Below are 16,136 nucleotides of genomic sequence, written 5' to 3'. Positions count from 1 at the left end.
ATCATGAGTGAATACATTCTTGCACTGGAAAACGTCAGCAAACGATTCGGCTCGGTGATCGCGCTGCAGAACGTGACCATGCGCCTCAGGCAGGGCGAAGTGCATTGCCTGCTGGGCGATAACGGGGCCGGTAAGTCCACCCTGATCAAGACCCTGGCCGGCGTGCACCAGCCGACCGACGGCCAGTATCTGGTCGATGGCGAGGCGGTCAGTTTCCAGTCGCCGCGCGAAGCGCTGGACGCCGGCGTGGCCACCGTCTACCAGGACCTGGCGCTGGTGCCGCTGCTGTCGGTGGCGCGCAATTTCTTCATGGGCCGCGAGCCGATGAAAAAGCTGTTCGGCGTGCTGCCCGTGATGGACATGGCCTACGCGGCCGAGACGGCGCGCGCCAAGCTGGCCGAGATGGGCATCATGGTGCGTGACCCGCACCAGGCCATCGGCACCATGTCCGGCGGCGAGAAGCAGTGCCTGGCCATTGCACGGGCCATCCATTTCGGGGCGCGGGTGCTGATCCTGGACGAGCCGACAGCGGCGCTGGGCGTGAAGCAGTCGTTCAACGTGCTCAAGCTGATCCACAAGGCGCGCGAGCGGGGCATCTCGGTGATCTTCATCACCCACAATGTGCACCATGCCTACCCGATCGGCGACTCGTTCACCCTGCTCAACCGGGGCAAGTCGCTGGGCACCTACACCAAGCAGACCGTGAGCAAGGACGAACTGCTGGACATGATGGCCGGCGGCGCCGAAATGCAGACACTGATGAGCGAACTCGATGGCGTGACCATTTGATGAAAGGCGCAACCATGAACAACCCCACCCAATTCGCGGCCAACCGCGCGCTCGACCTGATCTGCCTGGGCCGTCTGGCCGTCGACCTGTACGCCCAGCAGATAGGGGCCCGGCTGGAAGACGTGACCAGCTTCGCCAAATACCTGGGCGGGTCCTCGGCCAATATCGCGTTCGGCAGCGCGCGCCTGGGCTTGCGCTCGTCCATGCTGTCGCGCGTCGGCGACGACCACATGGGCCGCTTCCTGACCGAGACGCTGAGCCGGGAAGGCTGCGACATCAGCCACGTCTCGGTCGACCCCGAGCGCCTGACCGCGCTCGTCACCCTGGGCCTGAAGGACCGCGACACCTTCCCCCTGATCTTCTACCGGGAAAATTGCGCCGACATGGCGATCCGCCCCGAGGACGTGGACGAGGCCTACATCGCCTCCAGCCGCGCGCTGCTGATCACCGGCACCCACTTCTCGACGGCGGCCATGCACCAGGTCAGCAGCCTGGCGCTGGCCCAAGCGCGCCGCAACAACGTGCGCACCGTGCTCGATATCGATTACCGCCCCGTGCTGTGGGGCCTGTCGCCGCGGGCCGACGGCGCCACCCGCTTCGTGCCGGACGGCGGCGTGACGGCCCACCTGCAAGCCATCCTGCCCCAGTTCGACCTGGTGGTGGGTACCGAGGAGGAATTCATGATCGCCGGCGGCGGGGCCGACATCGTCGCTTCGCTGGCGGCGGTGCGGCGCGTCACGCCGGCCACGCTGGTGGTCAAGCGCGGCCCGCTGGGCTGCGCCGTGATCGCCGGCGCCATCCCGGCCACGCTGGACGAGGCCTTCAATTACCAGGGCGTGCAGGTGGAAGTGATGAACGTGCTGGGCGCCGGCGACGCCTTCCTGGCCGGCTTCCTCAAGGAGTGGCTGCACGGCGCCGATTACGCGGCCTGCTGCCGCAGCGCCAATGCCTGCGGCGCCCTGGTGGTGGCGCGCCATGCCTGCGCGCCCGCCATGCCCACGCCGGCCGAACTGGACTACTTCCTGGCCAATGCGGCGCAACTGCGCCGCCCCGGCCGCGACGCCACGCTGAACCGCCTGCACCGGGTAACGGCCCCGCGCCCCCGGTGGGACGAGCTGTGCGTGTTCGCCTTCGACCACCGCAACCAGTTCTTCGACATGGCCCAGCAACTGGGCGCGGACGAGCAACGCATCCCCGCGCTGAAAGGCTTGCTGCTGCAGGCGGTGCACGAAACCGGGCAGGCGCTGGGCCTGGACGGACGGGTCGGCGTGCTGATCGACGACCGCTACGGCGAGGACGCGCTCAACGCGGCCACGGGACGCGGCTGGTGGATAGGCCGCCCGGTCGAGCTGCCCGGTTCCAATCCCCTCGTGTTCGACTGGGGCCGTTCGATCGGCTCGCACCTGGTCAGCTGGCCTCGCGAGCACGTGATCAAATGCCTGGTGCAGCTGCACCCGGACGACCAGGTGGAAAACCGGCTGGAGCAGGAAGCCCAGGTCAAGGCCCTGTACGACGCGGCCCAGGTCAGCGGCCACGAACTGCTGCTGGAAGTGATCCCGCCCAAATCCATGCCCAGTGCGCCGGACACGGTGTACCGGGCCGTCAAGCGCCTGTACAACATCGGCGTCTATCCCGAGTGGTGGAAGCTCGAGCACATGGAGCCGGCCCAGTGGCGCGCGATCGACGCGCTGCTGCAGGAGCGCGATCCGTACTGCCGGGGCGTGGTGCTGCTGGGACTGCACGCTTCGATGGACGAACTGGCCGCCAGTTTCGAGGCCTCGCGCGCCAGCGCCACGTGCCGAGGCTTCATGGTCGGCCGCACCATCTTCCACACCCCAAGCAGCCGCTGGCTGGCCGGGGAGATCGACGACGGCCAGCTGATCGCCGAGATCCGCGCCAACTTCGAGTCCCTGATATGCATCTGGCGCCAGACCCGTCCGGCCGTGCTGGGAGAGGCGGCATGAGCGCCGCAGCTGGCCGCACCGTGCGCCTGACCATGGCCCAGGCGCTGGTGCGCTACCTGGCGGCCTTGCGGGTGGCGACGGAGACGGGCACGGAACCCCTGTTCGGCGGCGCCTTCGCCATCTTCGGCCATGGCAATGTGGCCGGGCTGGGCGAGGCCCTGTACCAGCAGCGCGCAACCTTCCCCACCTATCGCGCCCATAACGAACAGGGCATGGCCCATGCCGCCATCGCCTACGCCAAGGCCCATATGCGGCGCCGCATGATGGCCGTGACCACCTCCATCGGCCCCGGCGCCACCAACCTGTTGACGGCGGCCGCACTGGCCCACGTGAACCGGCTGCCGGTGCTGCTGCTGCCGGGTGACGTGTTCGTCTCGCGCGCGCCGGACCCGGTGCTGCAGCAGGTGGAGGATTTCACGGACGGCAGCGTGTCGGCCAACGACGCCTTCAAGCCGCTGTCGCGCTATTTCGACCGCATCGTCTATCCGGAGCAGTTGCTGACGGCGCTGCCGCGCGCGGTGGCCGTGCTGACGGACGCCGCCCAGTGCGGCCCGGTCACGCTGGCCCTGCCGCAGGATGTGCAGACCATGGCCTACGATTATCCGGAGGAGTTCTTCCAGCCGCCGCTGGTGCGCTTTCGCAGCGTCCAGCCGCAGGAGGAGGAACTGGCCGAGGCGGCCGCCTTGCTGGCCGGCGCACGCCAGCCCCTGATCGTGGCCGGCGGCGGCGTGCTGTATGGCCAGGCCGGTGCCGCGCTGCGCGCCTTCGCCGAACGCCACGGCGTCCCCGTGGCCGAGACCCAGGCCGGCAAGAGCGCGCTGCCCTGGGACCATCCCTTGCAGTTGGGCGCGATCGGCGTGACCGGTTCGCCGGCCGCCAACCTGATGGCGGCGCAGGCCGACCTGGTACTGGCCGTCGGCAGCCGCCTGCAGGACTTCACCACCGGTTCGCACACGCTGTTCGCCCAGGCCCAGCTGCTTAGCCTGAACGTGAATGCCTTCGACGGACTGAAACGGCGCGGTCTGAGTCTGCTGGCGGACGCCAGGCTGGGGCTGGAGCAGCTGTCGGCGCGGCTGGGCGACTGGCGTGCGGCCGAGGCCTGGACAGCGCGTGCGCAGTCACAGGCCGACGAGTGGCGCGCCACCGTCGGCGCCATCACCGCGCGGCGCGACGTGGCGCTGCCCTATGACGGCGAAGTGATCGGCGCCGTGCAGCGCTCGGCACCCGATTCGGCCGGCCGCGACATCGTCGTGTGCGCGGCCGGCACCTTGCCGGCGGAACTGCACAAGCTGTGGCGCACTTCCAGCCCCGGCGGCTACCACATGGAGTACGGCTATTCCTGCATGGGTTACGAGATCGCGGGCGGCCTGGGCGTGAAGATGGCCAGGCCGGACGCGGAAGTGGTGGTGATGGTGGGCGACGGCAGCTATCTGATGATGAACTCGGAACTGGCCACCTCCGTCATGCTGGGCAAGAAGCTGGTCGTGGTGGTGCTCGACAATCGGGGCTACGGCTGCATCAACCGCCTGCAGCAGGCCGTGGGCGGTGCGCCGTTCAACAACCTGTTCGACGATTGCCTGCAGGACGGCCCCGGCATGCCGCGCATCGACTTTGCCATGCACGCCCGCTCGCTGGGCGCCATGGCGGAAAACGTCAAGACCATCCCGGAACTGGAAGCGGCGCTGGCGCGGGCACGCGCGGCCGACCGCAGCTACCTGGTGTGCATAGACACCGACCCGTCCCGCACCACCAGCGAAGGCGGCTGCTGGTGGGAGGTGGCGGTGCCGGAAGTGTCGGAACGCGAACAGGTCAGGCAGGCGCGCCAGGCGTATGAACAGGACAAGCAAGCACAAAGGAACCAGCAATGAACCACACTGCCAACAAACCATTTCGCGTCAAGATAGGCATCAATCCGATTTCGTGGATGAACGACGACCTGCCGTCGCTGGGCGGGGAAACGCCGCTGGAGACGGCGCTCAGCGAAGGCGCTGAAATCGGCTACCGCGGCTTCGAGCTCGGGAACAAGTTCCCCAAGGAGCCGGCCGCGCTGGCCGCGGTGCTGGGCAAGTATGGCCTGGAGTGCATATCGGGCTGGTACTCGGGCCGGCTGGCCGATCCAGAGCGCTCGGTCGATCAGGAGATCGAGTCGGTGGCGGCGCATCTGCACCTGCTGGCGGAAAACGGCGCCACCGTGATGGTCTACGGTGAAGTGGCCGACGCCATCCAGGGCCGCCCGCAGCCGCTGTACCAACGGCCGCGCTTTACCAGCATGGCGCAGTGGCAGGCCTATGCCGACAAGATGACCGCTTTCGCCCGCCACACGCTGGCTCACGGCGTGCGCCTGTCCTATCACCATCACATGGGCGCCTACGTCGAATCGCCGGCCGATGTCGACATGCTGATGGCGCTGACGGGCCCGGAACTGGGCCTGCTGTTCGACAGCGGCCACATGACCTTCGGCGGTGGCGATGCGGTGGCCGTGCTGGAAAAGCACATCAAGCGCGTGTCGCACGTGCATTGCAAGGACGTGCGTCCGGCCGTGACGAAGATGGCCCGCAACGGCAACTGGAGCTTCCTGCAGGCGGTGCTCAACGGCGCCTTCAGCGTGCCCGGCGACGGCTGCATCGACTTTGCCGGCGTGCTGCGGCTGCTGTACCGGAACGATTACGAAGGCTGGCTGGTGGTGGAGGCCGAGCAGGACCCAGCCGTGGCGCCCAGCTACCAGTACGCCCAGATGGGCTACCGCCACCTGGAACGGCTGGTGCGTGAGACGGAACTGGCCGGGCGGGAGGCGGCATGAACCTGCTGGTCAAGGGCAAGCGCAGCGGCCAGGAGATCGTGCGGGTGACGCCGGAATCGGCCGGCTGGAAGCACGTGGGCTTTTCCGCCCATCGGCTTGAATGCGGCGAGCAGCTGGAATTCCACAGCGGCGCGCGCGAATACTGCATCGTCGTGCTGTGCGGCGTGGTGACCATCGCCACCGGCGGCCGGGAATGGCAGGACGTGGGCCAGCGCGCCAGCGTGTTCGACGACATGGCGCCCTATGCGCTGTATGTGCCGGGCGGGCAGGGCGTGAGCATTGTCGCCACTGTGGACGCGGAGGTGGCCTTGTGCAGCGCCCCCGCCCGTACCGAACGGCCGGTACGCCTGATCGAACCGGCCAGCATGCAGCGCACGGTGCGCGGCAGCGGCGCCAATACGCGCTATGTGTGCGACATCTTGCCGCAGTCGGAGGAGGCGGACGGCCTGCTGGTGGTGGAGGTGCGCACGCCGGGCGGCCATTCGTCCAGCTATCCGCCCCACAAGCACGACTGCGACGACCTGCCCAGCGAAAGCGCGCTGGAGGAAACCTATTACCACCGCCTCAATCCGTCCCAGGGTTTTGCGTTCCAGCGCGTGTACACGGACGACCGCTCGCTGGACCAGTCCATGGCGGTGGAAAACCACGACGTGGTGATGGTGCCGCGCGGCTATCACCCGGTGGTGGTGCCTTACGGGTACGACTCCTACTATCTGAACGTGATGGCGGGGGACCGGCGGGTCTGGCAGTTCAAGAACGACCCCCAGCACGAATGGATGCTGAAGCCACCCTGATCCAGCACCGCTGACACTCCCGACAACTTACCGGCAATGCCGGCGCCCGGTCGCGGTCTCCCCGCGCCCGCTGGCCCTTTATCGCCTGCGCCTTGCGCCCTAGGTCCTGCGTCCGGCCACCATGGCCGCCGCAGGCAAACAATTCACACGGAAGGATTCGCCATGAACACGCAAACCATACACATCGACCACTACATCGCCGGGCGCCGCCAGGCCTCCGAATCGGGCCGGACCAGCCCCGTCTTCAATCCCGCCACGGGCGCCGTCAGCGCGCAGGTGGCCCTGGCCGACAGGCGCGAACTGGATGCGGCCGTGGCGGCCGCGCAGGCCGCGTTCCCGGCCTGGTCGGCCACCTCGCCGCTGCGGCGGGCGCGCGTCATGTTCAAGTTCAAGGAGCTGATGGAGCAGCACGCCGACCAGCTGGCCGCCATGATCACGGCCGAACACGGCAAGGTCTTCACGGATGCGCGGGGCGAGGTCACGCGCGGCATCGAGGTGGTGGAATTCGCCTGCGGCATACCGCAAATGCTCAAGGGCGAGTACACCGAACAGGTGGGCGGCGGCATCGACGCCTGGACCATGCGCCAGGCACTGGGCGTGTGCGTGGGGATCACGCCCTTCAACTTCCCGGCCATGGTGCCGCTGTGGATGTTCCCGATGGCTATCGCCTGCGGCAATACCTTCGTGCTCAAGCCGTCCGAGCGCGATCCGTCTGCCAGCCTGCTGATGGCGCGCCTGCTGACCGAGGCCGGCCTGCCCGACGGCGTCTTCAACGTGCTGCAGGGCGACAAGGACGCGGTGGAAGGCCTGCTCGACCATCCCGATGTGCGGGCCGTGAGCTTCGTCGGTTCGACCCCGATCGCGCAAGCCATCTACACCCGCGGTTGCGCCGCCGGCAAACGGGTGCAGGCGCTGGGCGGCGCCAAGAATCACATGGTGGTAATGCCAGACGCCGACCTGGCGCAAACGGTGGACGCCCTGATGGGCGCGGCCTACGGCTCGGCCGGCGAGCGCTGCATGGCGATCTCCGTGGTGGTGGCCGTGGGCGAGGTGGGCGACCGGCTGGTCGAGGCGCTGCGTCCGCGCATCCGCGCGCTCAAGGTCACGCAGGGCATGGACCTGGCGGCCGAGATGGGACCGGTGGTGACCCAGGCGCACAAGGACAAGATCGTCGGCTACATCGAGAGCGGTGTGGCGGCCGGCGCCAAGCTGGCCGTCGATGGCCGCGACCTGGTCGTGCCTGGCCACGAGCAGGGCTTCTTCCTGGGCGGCAGCCTGTTCGACCATGTGTCGCCGCAGATGGACATCTATCGCGAAGAGATCTTCGGCCCCGTGCTGTGCATCGTCCGGGTGCCCGATTTCGCGGCTGCGCTGGCGCTGGTGAACAGCCATGAATACGGCAACGGCACGGCCATCTACACCCGCGACGGCGGCACCGCACGCGAGTACACGCAGCGCGTGCAGGTGGGCATGGTGGGCGTAAACGTACCCATTCCGGTGCCCATGGCCTTCCACAGTTTCGGCGGCTGGAAGCGCAGCCTGTTCGGCGACCACCATGCGCACGGTCCGGAATCGGTGCGCTTCTACACCAAGCAGAAGGCGGTGACGCAGCGCTGGCCGGCGGCCACCGCCGGCGGCGCGGAGTTCGCGATGCCGACGATGAAGTAGGGGATGAAGTAGCCAGTGAATGCAGTAGCCAGTGGTGGGCAGCACCACATCATTTTAATAACAACGAGGAGACGTAACACATGGACAAGCGTATTTTGAAGGTACTGCCGCTGGCAATTACCGTGGCGCTGGCCGCCGGCGCGGCCCGCGCCGACGCCGGGCACGATGAGGAAGGCTTCCACGGTTATCTGCGCGCCGGCATGGGCACCAGCTCCAGCCACGGGCCGCAGAACTGCTACAGCCTGGGCGGCAATACGATGAAGTACCGCCTTGGCAACGAGTGCGACGCCTACTTTGAAGGCGGCTACACCAAGGAGTTCGCCAAGACGCCCGACGGTGTGAGCTTCGTCGGCACGCTGTGGGCCAACGAGTGGAACTCCGGCTCCGATTTCGGCGATGCCAAGCTGGGTCTGGCCAAGGCCTACGTGGAGGCGAAGAACATCGACTTCCTCAACGGCGGCGTGGCCTGGATCGGCAAGCGCTACTACTACCGTCCCGACATCCACATGCTGGACCTGCAGTACATCAACCTGAACGGCACCGGCGGCGGCATCGACGGCGTCAAGGCCGGTCCCGGCAAATTCAGCTACGCCATGTTCAAGGACAACGACAGCAACACGGTCGATCCCGCCACGGGCCGGGTCAGCAACACCACGGCCGCGCTGCGGCAGAACCTGATCTACGAGGGCTTGCCCGTCAACCCGGGCGGAGCGCTCGACATCGCCGCCTCCATCATCACGGCCCAGGGCGAGGGCAAGCACAATGGCTGGCAGATCACGGTGCTGCACAAGCAGGACAAGGTGCTGGGCGGCGCCAACACCTTCGGGGTGCAGTATGGCGTGGGGCCGGGCACGGGCATCGGCGTGGGCAACGACCGCATCGGCGCGTCCGGCAGCACGGCGCTGGGCACGGACGTGACGCGCACCCGCGTCTTCAACGACCTGGTGATGCAGCCAACGCCGGAGTTCAGCATGGAGTTCGTGGCCCTGACCCAGCGCGACAAGTCGGACGCGGGCGGTTCGAGCAACTGGACCACGCTGGGCGCGCGCCCCGTGTACGCCCTGTCGGAACACTTCAAGCTGCAGATGGAAGTGGGCGCGCACCGCGTCACCCAGCCCAACGGCGGCGATGCGCTGCGGCTGACGACGGTCACCTTCGCTCCCACCATCACGGCCGGCAAGGGCTACTGGTCGCGTCCGGAATTGCGCGCCTTCGTCACCTATGGCAAGTGGAACGACCCGGCGCGGGCCGCGCTCAACGCCAGCAACAATGCCGGGCCCGCGTTCGGCACCGGCACCAGCGGCACCTCGGCAGGATTGCAGGTGGAGGCCTGGTTCTGACCAGGCGAGGGAGGCGAGGGCGCGATGGTGTCCCCGGTTGTATCGTTTAAGGCACAGGCGCAGTCCCCGCTGTGATTACTCCGTCAGCCCCGGCCCGCAAGGCCCGGGGCTGTTTTTCTTATAACTACCCCATGCGGGCAGGCGACGAATAGAGGAGGGCGTCGGCTTGCCATATAGCAAATGCCTGCATTGTGGTTTATGATCTGGGCATGACGCTGCCGGCGCGAAGGCAGCGTTTTTTACATGGGGCCCCGGTATACATGAACCGCGATTCGACCAACCCTGACTTCGTAGCCGATGCCTTGCAGCTGATCGGCGTGCCGGCCTGCGCCTGCAACGAGGCGGGCGTGGTGCTGGCGGCGAACGAAGAATTGCAGGCCCTGCTGGGGCGCGATCCCGGCGGCGCGCCGGTGGCCGAACTGTTCGCGCGCCATGTGCGGGCCGACAGCGGCGCCCAGCTCGACGCGGCCCTGGGCGCGGCGGGCGGCCGCCAGTGGGACAGTTGCCTGAGCTGCGCCGGCGGCCAGTACATCGCCGTACGGGCCTGGGCCAAGCCGCTGCCGCCCGGCGCCGGCGGCGCCACCATCGTGTTCCAGGACGTGAGCGCCGTGCAGCGCGACCACAAGGCGCTGCGCAAGACGCTGCTCGAACAGCAGGCCATCCTCGACAACGCGGCCGTCGGCATCCTGTTCAGCAAGGCCAGCGTGATCCAGGAATGCAATATCCGCTGCGCCGACATGCTGGGCTACGCCCGTCACGAGCTGGAAGGGATGGGTACGCTGGCGGTCCATGCGTCCGAGCAGGCCCACTTGGGCCTGGGACGTGAAGCGGGGCCGCCGTTGCGGCGCGGCGAGTCCTTCATGACGGAAATGCAGCTGCGCCGCAAGGACGGCAGCCTGTTCTGGGCCCGATTGTTCGGGCGCGCCGTCGATCCCTACGACACGGACGACGGCACGGTCTGGATCATCGAGGACATCGACGAGCACCGCAGCGACGAGGAAAAACTGCGCCGCGCGCTGCTCGAGATGCAGGCGATCATGGACAGCGCACCGCTGGCCATCGGCTTCCAGCGCGACGACCGCGTGCTGCGCTACAACCAGCGCTTCGGCGAATTCTTCGGCTTCGAGGGCGAGAGCGGCGTAGGCCGGCCCACGTCGGAACTGTATCCCTCGCCTGAGGCGTTCGAGGCGGTCGTGAAGAAGGCCCGTCCGCTGCTGGCGCGCGGCAAACCGTTCCAGGCCGAGATGGAAATGCGGCGCCAGGACGGTTCCACCTTCTGGGCCCACGCCTTCGGCTACGTGATCAATCCGGGCCGCACCCAGCAGGACTCGATCTGGATCTTCGACGACCGCAGCGCCCAGAAGAAGGCCGAGGAGGACACCAGGCAGCTGCTGCTGGAGCAGAAGGCGATCCTGGACAATGCCTCGGTCGGCATCCTGTTCTCCAGGGCCCAGCACATGCTCAGCTGTAATCCGCGCTTGGCCGAGATGTTCGGCTACGCGCGCGAGGAGCTGACAGGGCGCCCCGCGGCCACCGTGTTCCCTTCGCAGCAAGCATACGAGCGCTTCGGCCAGGAGGCTGGGCCGCTGCTGGGCGCCGGCCTGCCGTTCGAGCGCGACGAATACCAGTTCCGGCGCAAGGATGGCACGCTGTTCTGGTGCCGGGTGCGCGCCAAGGCGGTCGATGCGGAGCACAGCGACGGCGGCACGATCTGGATCCTGGAGGATGTGAGCGAGAGCCGCGAGACCAAGATGGAGATCGAGGCCATCATGACCAACGCCTCGATGAGCATCCTGTTCACCAAGAACCGCGCCCTCACGCGCTACAACCGGGGCTTTGCCGACATGTTCGGCTACCACGGCGACGAAGCCCTGGGCTTGCCGGGCCGGGCCCTCTATCCGTCGCAGCAGGCCTACGACCAGCTGGGCGCGGCCGCCTCGCCGCTGCTGTCGGTGGGCAAGCCGTTCCAGACCGAAGTGGAGATGCAGCGCAAGGACGGCAGCCTGCTGTGGGCGCAGCTGATCGGCTACGTGGTCAATCCGGCCGAGCCCAGCCAGGGCACGATCTGGATCATCGAAGACCGCAGCGAGCAGCGCCAGGCCGAGGAATCGCTGCGCAACGCGCTGCTGGAAAACCAGGCCATCCTCGACAGCGCCGTGCTGGGCATCTCCGTCGTCGAGCATGGCCACAACCTGCGCTGCAACAGCAAGATGGAAGAGCTGTTCGGCTACCCGCCGGGCGGCATGAACGGGCTGTCGGTGCAAGCGTTCTATGCCGACAAGGCGGCCTGGCAGCGGGCCCGGGCCGAGACGATCGACGATTTCCAGGCCGGGCGCGTCAACATGTCCGAATACCAGCTGGTGCGCCAGGATGGCAGCACGTTCTGGGCCCGGCTGTCGGGCCGGCCGTTCGATCTGAACAACCCGCGCGGGCGCTCCGTGTGGCTGGTAGACGACATCACGGCCCGGCGCGAGGCGGCCGAAGCGGTGAGCCGCGCGCGCGACGAGCTCGAAGTGCGGGTGCTGGAACGCACGGCAGAGCTGGCCGGCGCCAACGCCCTGCTGCAAGGCGAGATCGTCGAGCGGCGCCAGGCCGAGGCGCGCGTGCACCACATGGCCTACCACGACAGCCTGACGGGCCTGCCCAACCGCGCCCTGCTGGCCGACCGGCTGGACCGGGCCATGCTGGCGGCCCAGCGCTCCGAGCGCAAGCTGGCCGTCATGTTCATCGACCTGGACCGCTTCAAGACCATCAACGACTCGCTCGGCCACATGACGGGCGACCAGCTGCTCAAGGAAGTGGCCGGCCGGCTGTGCCGCGCCGTGCGCGCCAGCGACACCGTGGCCCGGCTGGGCGGCGACGAATTCGTGGTGCTGGTGCCGGGCATCCGCAACATCGACGAATCGGTGCACGTGGCCGAGAAGATCATCGAGGCGCTGTCGGCCGCCTTCCCGCTGGAAGGGCGCAACCTGCACATCACGCCCTCGATCGGCATCTGCGTCTATCCGGACGATGGCGGCGACGTCGAGACGCTGATGCGCCACGCCGACGCGGCCATGTACCACGCCAAGGCCAGCGGCCGTAACAATTACCAGTTCTTCACCCAGACCATGAACCTGGCGGCGGCCCGCCACTTCGAGCTCGAAAGCAGCCTGCGCGACGCGCTGGCGCAGGACCAGTTCGAGCTGCACTACCAGCCCATCATGGACATCGGCACGCGCCGCCTGCATGCGATGGAGGTGCTGTTGCGCTGGCGCCGCGCGGATGGCGAGCTGGTGATGCCGGACCACTTCATCCCCATCATCGAGGAGAACGGCCTGATCGTGCCGATCGGCGAATGGGTGATACGCACGGCCTGCCGGCAAAGCATGGAGTGGCAGCGCCAGGGCTTGCTGCCGGTGCCGCTGGCCGTCAACCTGTCACCGCGCCAGTTCATGCACCGCGGCCTGATCGAATCGATACGCGCCATCCTGGACGAGACGGGCATCGAGCCCGGCCTGCTCGAATTCGAGATCACGGAAACGGCGCTGATGCAGCATGGCGAACAGACGCTCGACATCCTGGGCCAGATCAACGCCATGGGCATCCGGCTCTCGATCGACGATTTCGGCACCGGCTATTCCAGCCTGGCCTATCTCAAGCGCTTCCCCGTCAAGAAGATCAAGATCGACCGCGCCTTCATCAAGGACCTGGAGCAGAGCGCCGAGGACAACGCCATCGTGGACGCCATCATCGCCCTGTCGCACAGCCTGCAGCTGTCGGTGGTGGCGGAAGGGGTGGAGACGGAAGGGCAGTACACGCTGCTGCAGCGCAGCGGCTGCCAGTATGCCCAGGGTTATCTGTTCTCGCAGCCGGTGCCCCATACGCGGGCCCAGCTGCTGCTGCCGCACGCCTGAGCGCGCGGCGGTCACCCGGACGTTCAGGCGATGGTGGCGATCACGGGCGCGTGGTCGGACGGTTGTTCCCACTTGCGCGGCTCGCGGTCGATCACGCAGGCGCTGCAGCGCGCCGTCAGGGCCGGCGACAGCAGGATGTGGTCGATGCGCAGGCCCTTGTTGAGGCGGAAGCCCAGCTGGCGGTAATCCCACCAGCTGAACGACTTGTCGGCCTGCTCGAACAGGCGGAACGCATCCTTGAGGCCCAGGTCGTTCAGGCGCAGCAGCGCGGCCCGTTCCCGGTCCGACACCAGCACCTGGCCGGCCCAGGCCACCGGGTCGTGCACGTCGCGGTCTTCCGGGGCGATGTTGTAGTCGCCCATCACGGCCAGTTGCGGATGCTGCTGCGCTTCCTCGCGCAGCCAGTCGTGGAACGCTTCCAGCCAGCCCAGCTTGTAGCCGTACTTGTCCGAGTCCACGCTCTGGCCGTTGGGGACGTAGGCGCACACGACGCGCACGCCATCGATGGTGGCGGCCAGGATGCGCTGCTGGACATCGTCGTAGCGCGGATTGTTCTTGACCACGTCCGTGATCGGCAGGCGCGACAGGATGGCCACGCCGTTGTAAGTCTTCTGGCCCGAGTACACCACCTGATAGCCGGCCGCCTCGATGGCGACGGCGGGGAACTTGTCGTCCGTCAGCTTGGTCTCCTGCAGGCACAGCACGTCGACGGGGTTGGCTTCCAGCCATTTCAGCACGTGGGGCAGGCGGACGTTGAGCGAGTTCACATTCCAGGTGGCTAGCTTCATGGTATCGGGGTTTCCTTGCAAGTTCATTGGGGGCGTAAGGCCCGGCGTGGGCGCATCTTACCGCAAGCGGGGACGGCGCGCTGTAGCTGCGACGGTCGTGGCCGCTGGCGCACGGCGGTGCGCAGGCGTGTGGCACGGAACGGGCAGGTGTGGGATGATATTTATCAACAAATTGCACAACTGTCGTGTTTTACAAAAAAACATCAAAAACCTTTGTATTTGGAGCCTCCGAGGTTCTAGAATGTTGCAAAATCGGGCGATAGCAAAAATAATTGCCGATAATGCTTCACTGTTATCAAAATAGTACTAGAATCTATTAACAGTGCGGCCAAACAGCAATATACTGAGACCACCAGCGTTAAAAACTTTTGTTTCCATGTGGCAATCAAAACTGTTGCAAAATAGCGTACACTCTATGTTGTGGTACGTTAATAAATGGTACTATTTGGAAATATTTGTCGTTTAACAGTGAACTATGCGCGAAGCATTTGTAAAGGAAAAAAATGCGTACTGCATTTGAAGCATGGGCGCAGCGCGATGGCCATATTGTCCGCCGGCGCGAAGACAAGCCAGACGAGTATCTGGTATTCGAAACCCAACGTCGCTGGGTCATCTGGCAGGCGGCGCTCGAGCACGGCAAAACGCCGGGCGGGCGCAAGACGGCTGCGCAAAAGGCAGCCGCCGGCGAGAAGGCGGTGGTCAACGCCCGCTCCGCCGTGCAGCGGGCCCCGTCCATCAATTCGGACGAGGCCACGGTGCGCACCCAGGTGCTCAACGAGGTGCTCGATGCGTTCTCCACCCTCGGTGGCGAGCGCGGCATGGAGGACATCCTCAAGGTAATCCAGAGCCTGAAGCAGAAACAGCAGCAGAGAGAAGTGGCCGAGGAGCGTGTGGCCGTCAAGAAGCACGACTGACGGCCATGCGCTTCCGCCATTACAAAGGGGGCGTCTACGAGCTCGTTAGCGAGGCGACCCTGGAATCGGACCTGACGCCCATGATCGTCTATCGTGCGGCCGACGGTTCGGTGTGGGTACGGCCCAAGGACGTGTTCTTTCAGCTCATCGAAGTGGACGGCGTCATGGTGCAGCGCTTTGCGCCCATTAACTGAGCGCATGGGCCGCTACGCCCGGCCGCTGGCCCTGGCCCTGGCCCTGCTGTGCGGGGCCTGCGCCGCTGCCCGGGCCGAAAACATCGGTTCGGTCGACACGGCCTTCCAGCTGCTGGGGCCGGATCACAAGGTGGTGGTCGAAGTGTTCGACGACCCCCGCGTGAACGGCGTCAGCTGCTATCTGTCGCGCGCCAGGACGGGCGGCTTCAAGGGCGCCATCGGCCTGGCCGAAGACAAGGCCGAATCGTCCGTCGCCTGCCGCCAGGTGGGCGAGCTCCGTTTCAACGGCGTGCTGCCGCAGCAGGAGGAAGTGTTCTCCGAGCGCGCTTCCGTCTTTTTCAAGCATGTGCGCGTGGTGCGCATGGTGGACGTCAAGCGCAATGCCCTGGTCTACCTGGTCTACTCCGATCGCCTGATCGACGGCAGCCCGAAAAACAGCGTGACGGCGGTGCCCGTTCCTGCCAATATGCCAGTGCCCATCCGGCGCAAATAATTCCCTGTCGCGGGCGCCTGCCCGCACTGCTCGAGGCTTACCATGTACCGACTCGCCGCCTGCGCAACCGTGGCCTTGCTGGCCGGCTGCGCCACCCTGACCGAATCGACCCAGCAGGACGTGCTGGTGCAGACCATCCTGGACAACCATGAACTGGCCGGCGTCGGCTGCGTGCTCTACAACGATGTGGGCAAGTGGTTCGTCACCACGCCGGCGCGCCTGACCATCCGCAAGAGCGCGGGTGCGCTGCGCATCGACTGCCGCAAGGACGGCGGCGACTGGGCCTATGAAAAAGTGGAATCGAAAGTCAATGCCACCCTGTGGGGCAATGTGGTGCTGACGGCGGGCGCCGGTTATTTTGTCGACCGTAACACGGGCGCCGGTTTCGACTATCCGTCCACGCTGACGGTGACCATGCACAAGGGCGAAACGGGGGAGGGGACAGCGCCGCCGCCGGCTGGCGTGACGCTGTTCTGACGACCGCGGCGGACCGGCC

General features: G+C 66.7%; 13 protein-coding genes. 12 read left to right on the top strand and 1 reads right to left on the bottom strand.

Features of this window, described 5'->3' with window-relative positions; genetic code table 11:
• Nucleotides 1-3: 3 nt before the first annotated feature.
• The 8 genes from AC3WOS_RS15755 (at nucleotide 4) to AC3WOS_RS15720 (ending at nucleotide 13,251) form a co-directional block, all read left to right on the top strand.
• Nucleotides 4-789: an ATP-binding cassette domain-containing protein gene (locus AC3WOS_RS15755; protein ID WP_492716966.1), complete on the top strand. Its 786-nt coding sequence runs from the start codon at nucleotides 4-6 to the stop codon at nucleotides 787-789.
• 14 nt (nucleotides 790-803) lie between these two features.
• Nucleotides 804-2,753, top strand: a complete 1,950-nt coding sequence (locus AC3WOS_RS15750; protein WP_492716965.1) for a bifunctional 5-dehydro-2-deoxygluconokinase/5-dehydro-2-deoxyphosphogluconate aldolase — start codon at nucleotides 804-806, stop codon at nucleotides 2,751-2,753.
• Entirely contained in the window at nucleotides 2,750-4,621 is a 1,872-nt protein-coding gene (gene iolD, locus AC3WOS_RS15745; RefSeq protein WP_492716964.1) for a 3D-(3,5/4)-trihydroxycyclohexane-1,2-dione acylhydrolase (decyclizing), read from the top strand. Before AC3WOS_RS15750 ends, iolD begins: the two co-directional genes overlap by 4 nt.
• Entirely contained in the window at nucleotides 4,618-5,553 is a 936-nt protein-coding gene (gene iolE / locus AC3WOS_RS15740; RefSeq protein WP_492716963.1) for a myo-inosose-2 dehydratase, read from the top strand. The genes iolD and iolE overlap by 4 nt, the downstream gene beginning before the upstream one ends.
• Nucleotides 5,550-6,347: a 5-deoxy-glucuronate isomerase gene (gene iolB, locus AC3WOS_RS15735; RefSeq protein WP_492716962.1), complete on the top strand. Its 798-nt coding sequence runs from the start codon at nucleotides 5,550-5,552 to the stop codon at nucleotides 6,345-6,347. The genes iolE and iolB overlap by 4 nt, the downstream gene beginning before the upstream one ends.
• 162 nt (nucleotides 6,348-6,509) lie before the next feature.
• On the top strand, nucleotides 6,510-8,015 hold the full coding sequence (locus tag AC3WOS_RS15730) for a CoA-acylating methylmalonate-semialdehyde dehydrogenase (RefSeq protein ID WP_492716961.1): 1,506 nt from the start codon (nucleotides 6,510-6,512) through the stop codon (nucleotides 8,013-8,015).
• Between the two features lie 80 nt (nucleotides 8,016-8,095).
• Complete coding sequence (locus tag AC3WOS_RS15725) at nucleotides 8,096-9,355, top strand: maltoporin (RefSeq protein ID WP_492716960.1); 1,260 nt, start codon at nucleotides 8,096-8,098, stop codon at nucleotides 9,353-9,355.
• 260 nt (nucleotides 9,356-9,615) lie between these two features.
• Entirely contained in the window at nucleotides 9,616-13,251 is a 3,636-nt protein-coding gene (locus tag AC3WOS_RS15720; RefSeq protein ID WP_492716959.1) for a sensor domain-containing protein, read from the top strand.
• Nucleotides 13,252-13,274: 23 nt separating this feature from the next.
• Here AC3WOS_RS15720 and xth read toward each other — a convergent pair whose 3' ends face one another.
• Nucleotides 13,275-14,039 carry an exodeoxyribonuclease III gene (xth, locus tag AC3WOS_RS15715; protein WP_492716958.1) on the bottom strand — a complete coding sequence of 255 codons (765 nt, stop codon included), beginning with the start codon at nucleotides 14,037-14,039 and terminating at the stop codon, nucleotides 13,275-13,277.
• A gap of 503 nt (nucleotides 14,040-14,542) precedes the next feature.
• Here xth and AC3WOS_RS15710 point away from each other — a divergent pair.
• The 4 genes from AC3WOS_RS15710 to AC3WOS_RS15695 are packed head-to-tail and all read left to right on the top strand — an operon-like array spanning nucleotide 14,543 to nucleotide 16,117.
• Entirely contained in the window at nucleotides 14,543-14,953 is a 411-nt protein-coding gene (locus AC3WOS_RS15710) for a phiTE_015 family protein (RefSeq protein WP_492716957.1), read from the top strand.
• A 5-nt stretch (nucleotides 14,954-14,958) separates the two neighbouring features.
• Nucleotides 14,959-15,147, top strand: a complete 189-nt coding sequence (locus tag AC3WOS_RS15705) for a DUF1653 domain-containing protein (RefSeq protein WP_492716956.1) — start codon at nucleotides 14,959-14,961, stop codon at nucleotides 15,145-15,147.
• Nucleotides 15,148-15,151: 4 nt separating this feature from the next.
• Nucleotides 15,152-15,640: a CreA family protein gene (locus tag AC3WOS_RS15700; RefSeq protein WP_492717016.1), complete on the top strand. Its 489-nt coding sequence runs from the start codon at nucleotides 15,152-15,154 to the stop codon at nucleotides 15,638-15,640.
• A 42-nt stretch (nucleotides 15,641-15,682) separates the two neighbouring features.
• A complete protein-coding gene (locus tag AC3WOS_RS15695) occupies nucleotides 15,683-16,117 on the top strand; it encodes a hypothetical protein (RefSeq protein WP_492716955.1) in 435 nt (144 codons plus the stop codon).
• The last annotated feature ends 19 nt before the right edge of the window (nucleotides 16,118-16,136 follow it).

The organism is Rugamonas sp. FW305-51 (assembly GCF_058786935.1).
This window is presented reverse-complemented; position numbering and strand designations above follow the sequence as displayed.

Bases quoted from the DNA above. Each gene is read 5' to 3' on its own strand.
- AC3WOS_RS15755 (WP_492716966.1), top strand. From the start codon at position 4: ATGAGTGAATACATTCTTGCACTGGAAAACGTCAGCAAACGATTCGGC.
- AC3WOS_RS15750 (WP_492716965.1), top strand. From the start codon at position 804: ATGAACAACCCCACCCAATTCGCGGCCAACCGCGCGCTCGACCTGATC.
- iolD (WP_492716964.1), top strand. From the start codon at position 2,750: ATGAGCGCCGCAGCTGGCCGCACCGTGCGCCTGACCATGGCCCAGGCG.
- iolE (WP_492716963.1), top strand. From the start codon at position 4,618: ATGAACCACACTGCCAACAAACCATTTCGCGTCAAGATAGGCATCAAT.
- iolB (WP_492716962.1), top strand. From the start codon at position 5,550: ATGAACCTGCTGGTCAAGGGCAAGCGCAGCGGCCAGGAGATCGTGCGG.
- AC3WOS_RS15730 (WP_492716961.1), top strand. From the start codon at position 6,510: ATGAACACGCAAACCATACACATCGACCACTACATCGCCGGGCGCCGC.
- AC3WOS_RS15725 (WP_492716960.1), top strand. From the start codon at position 8,096: ATGGACAAGCGTATTTTGAAGGTACTGCCGCTGGCAATTACCGTGGCG.
- AC3WOS_RS15720 (WP_492716959.1), top strand. From the start codon at position 9,616: ATGAACCGCGATTCGACCAACCCTGACTTCGTAGCCGATGCCTTGCAG.
- xth (WP_492716958.1), bottom strand. From the start codon at position 14,039: ATGAAGCTAGCCACCTGGAATGTGAACTCGCTCAACGTCCGCCTGCCC.
- AC3WOS_RS15710 (WP_492716957.1), top strand. From the start codon at position 14,543: ATGCGTACTGCATTTGAAGCATGGGCGCAGCGCGATGGCCATATTGTC.
- AC3WOS_RS15705 (WP_492716956.1), top strand. From the start codon at position 14,959: ATGCGCTTCCGCCATTACAAAGGGGGCGTCTACGAGCTCGTTAGCGAG.
- AC3WOS_RS15700 (WP_492717016.1), top strand. From the start codon at position 15,152: ATGGGCCGCTACGCCCGGCCGCTGGCCCTGGCCCTGGCCCTGCTGTGC.
- AC3WOS_RS15695 (WP_492716955.1), top strand. From the start codon at position 15,683: ATGTACCGACTCGCCGCCTGCGCAACCGTGGCCTTGCTGGCCGGCTGC.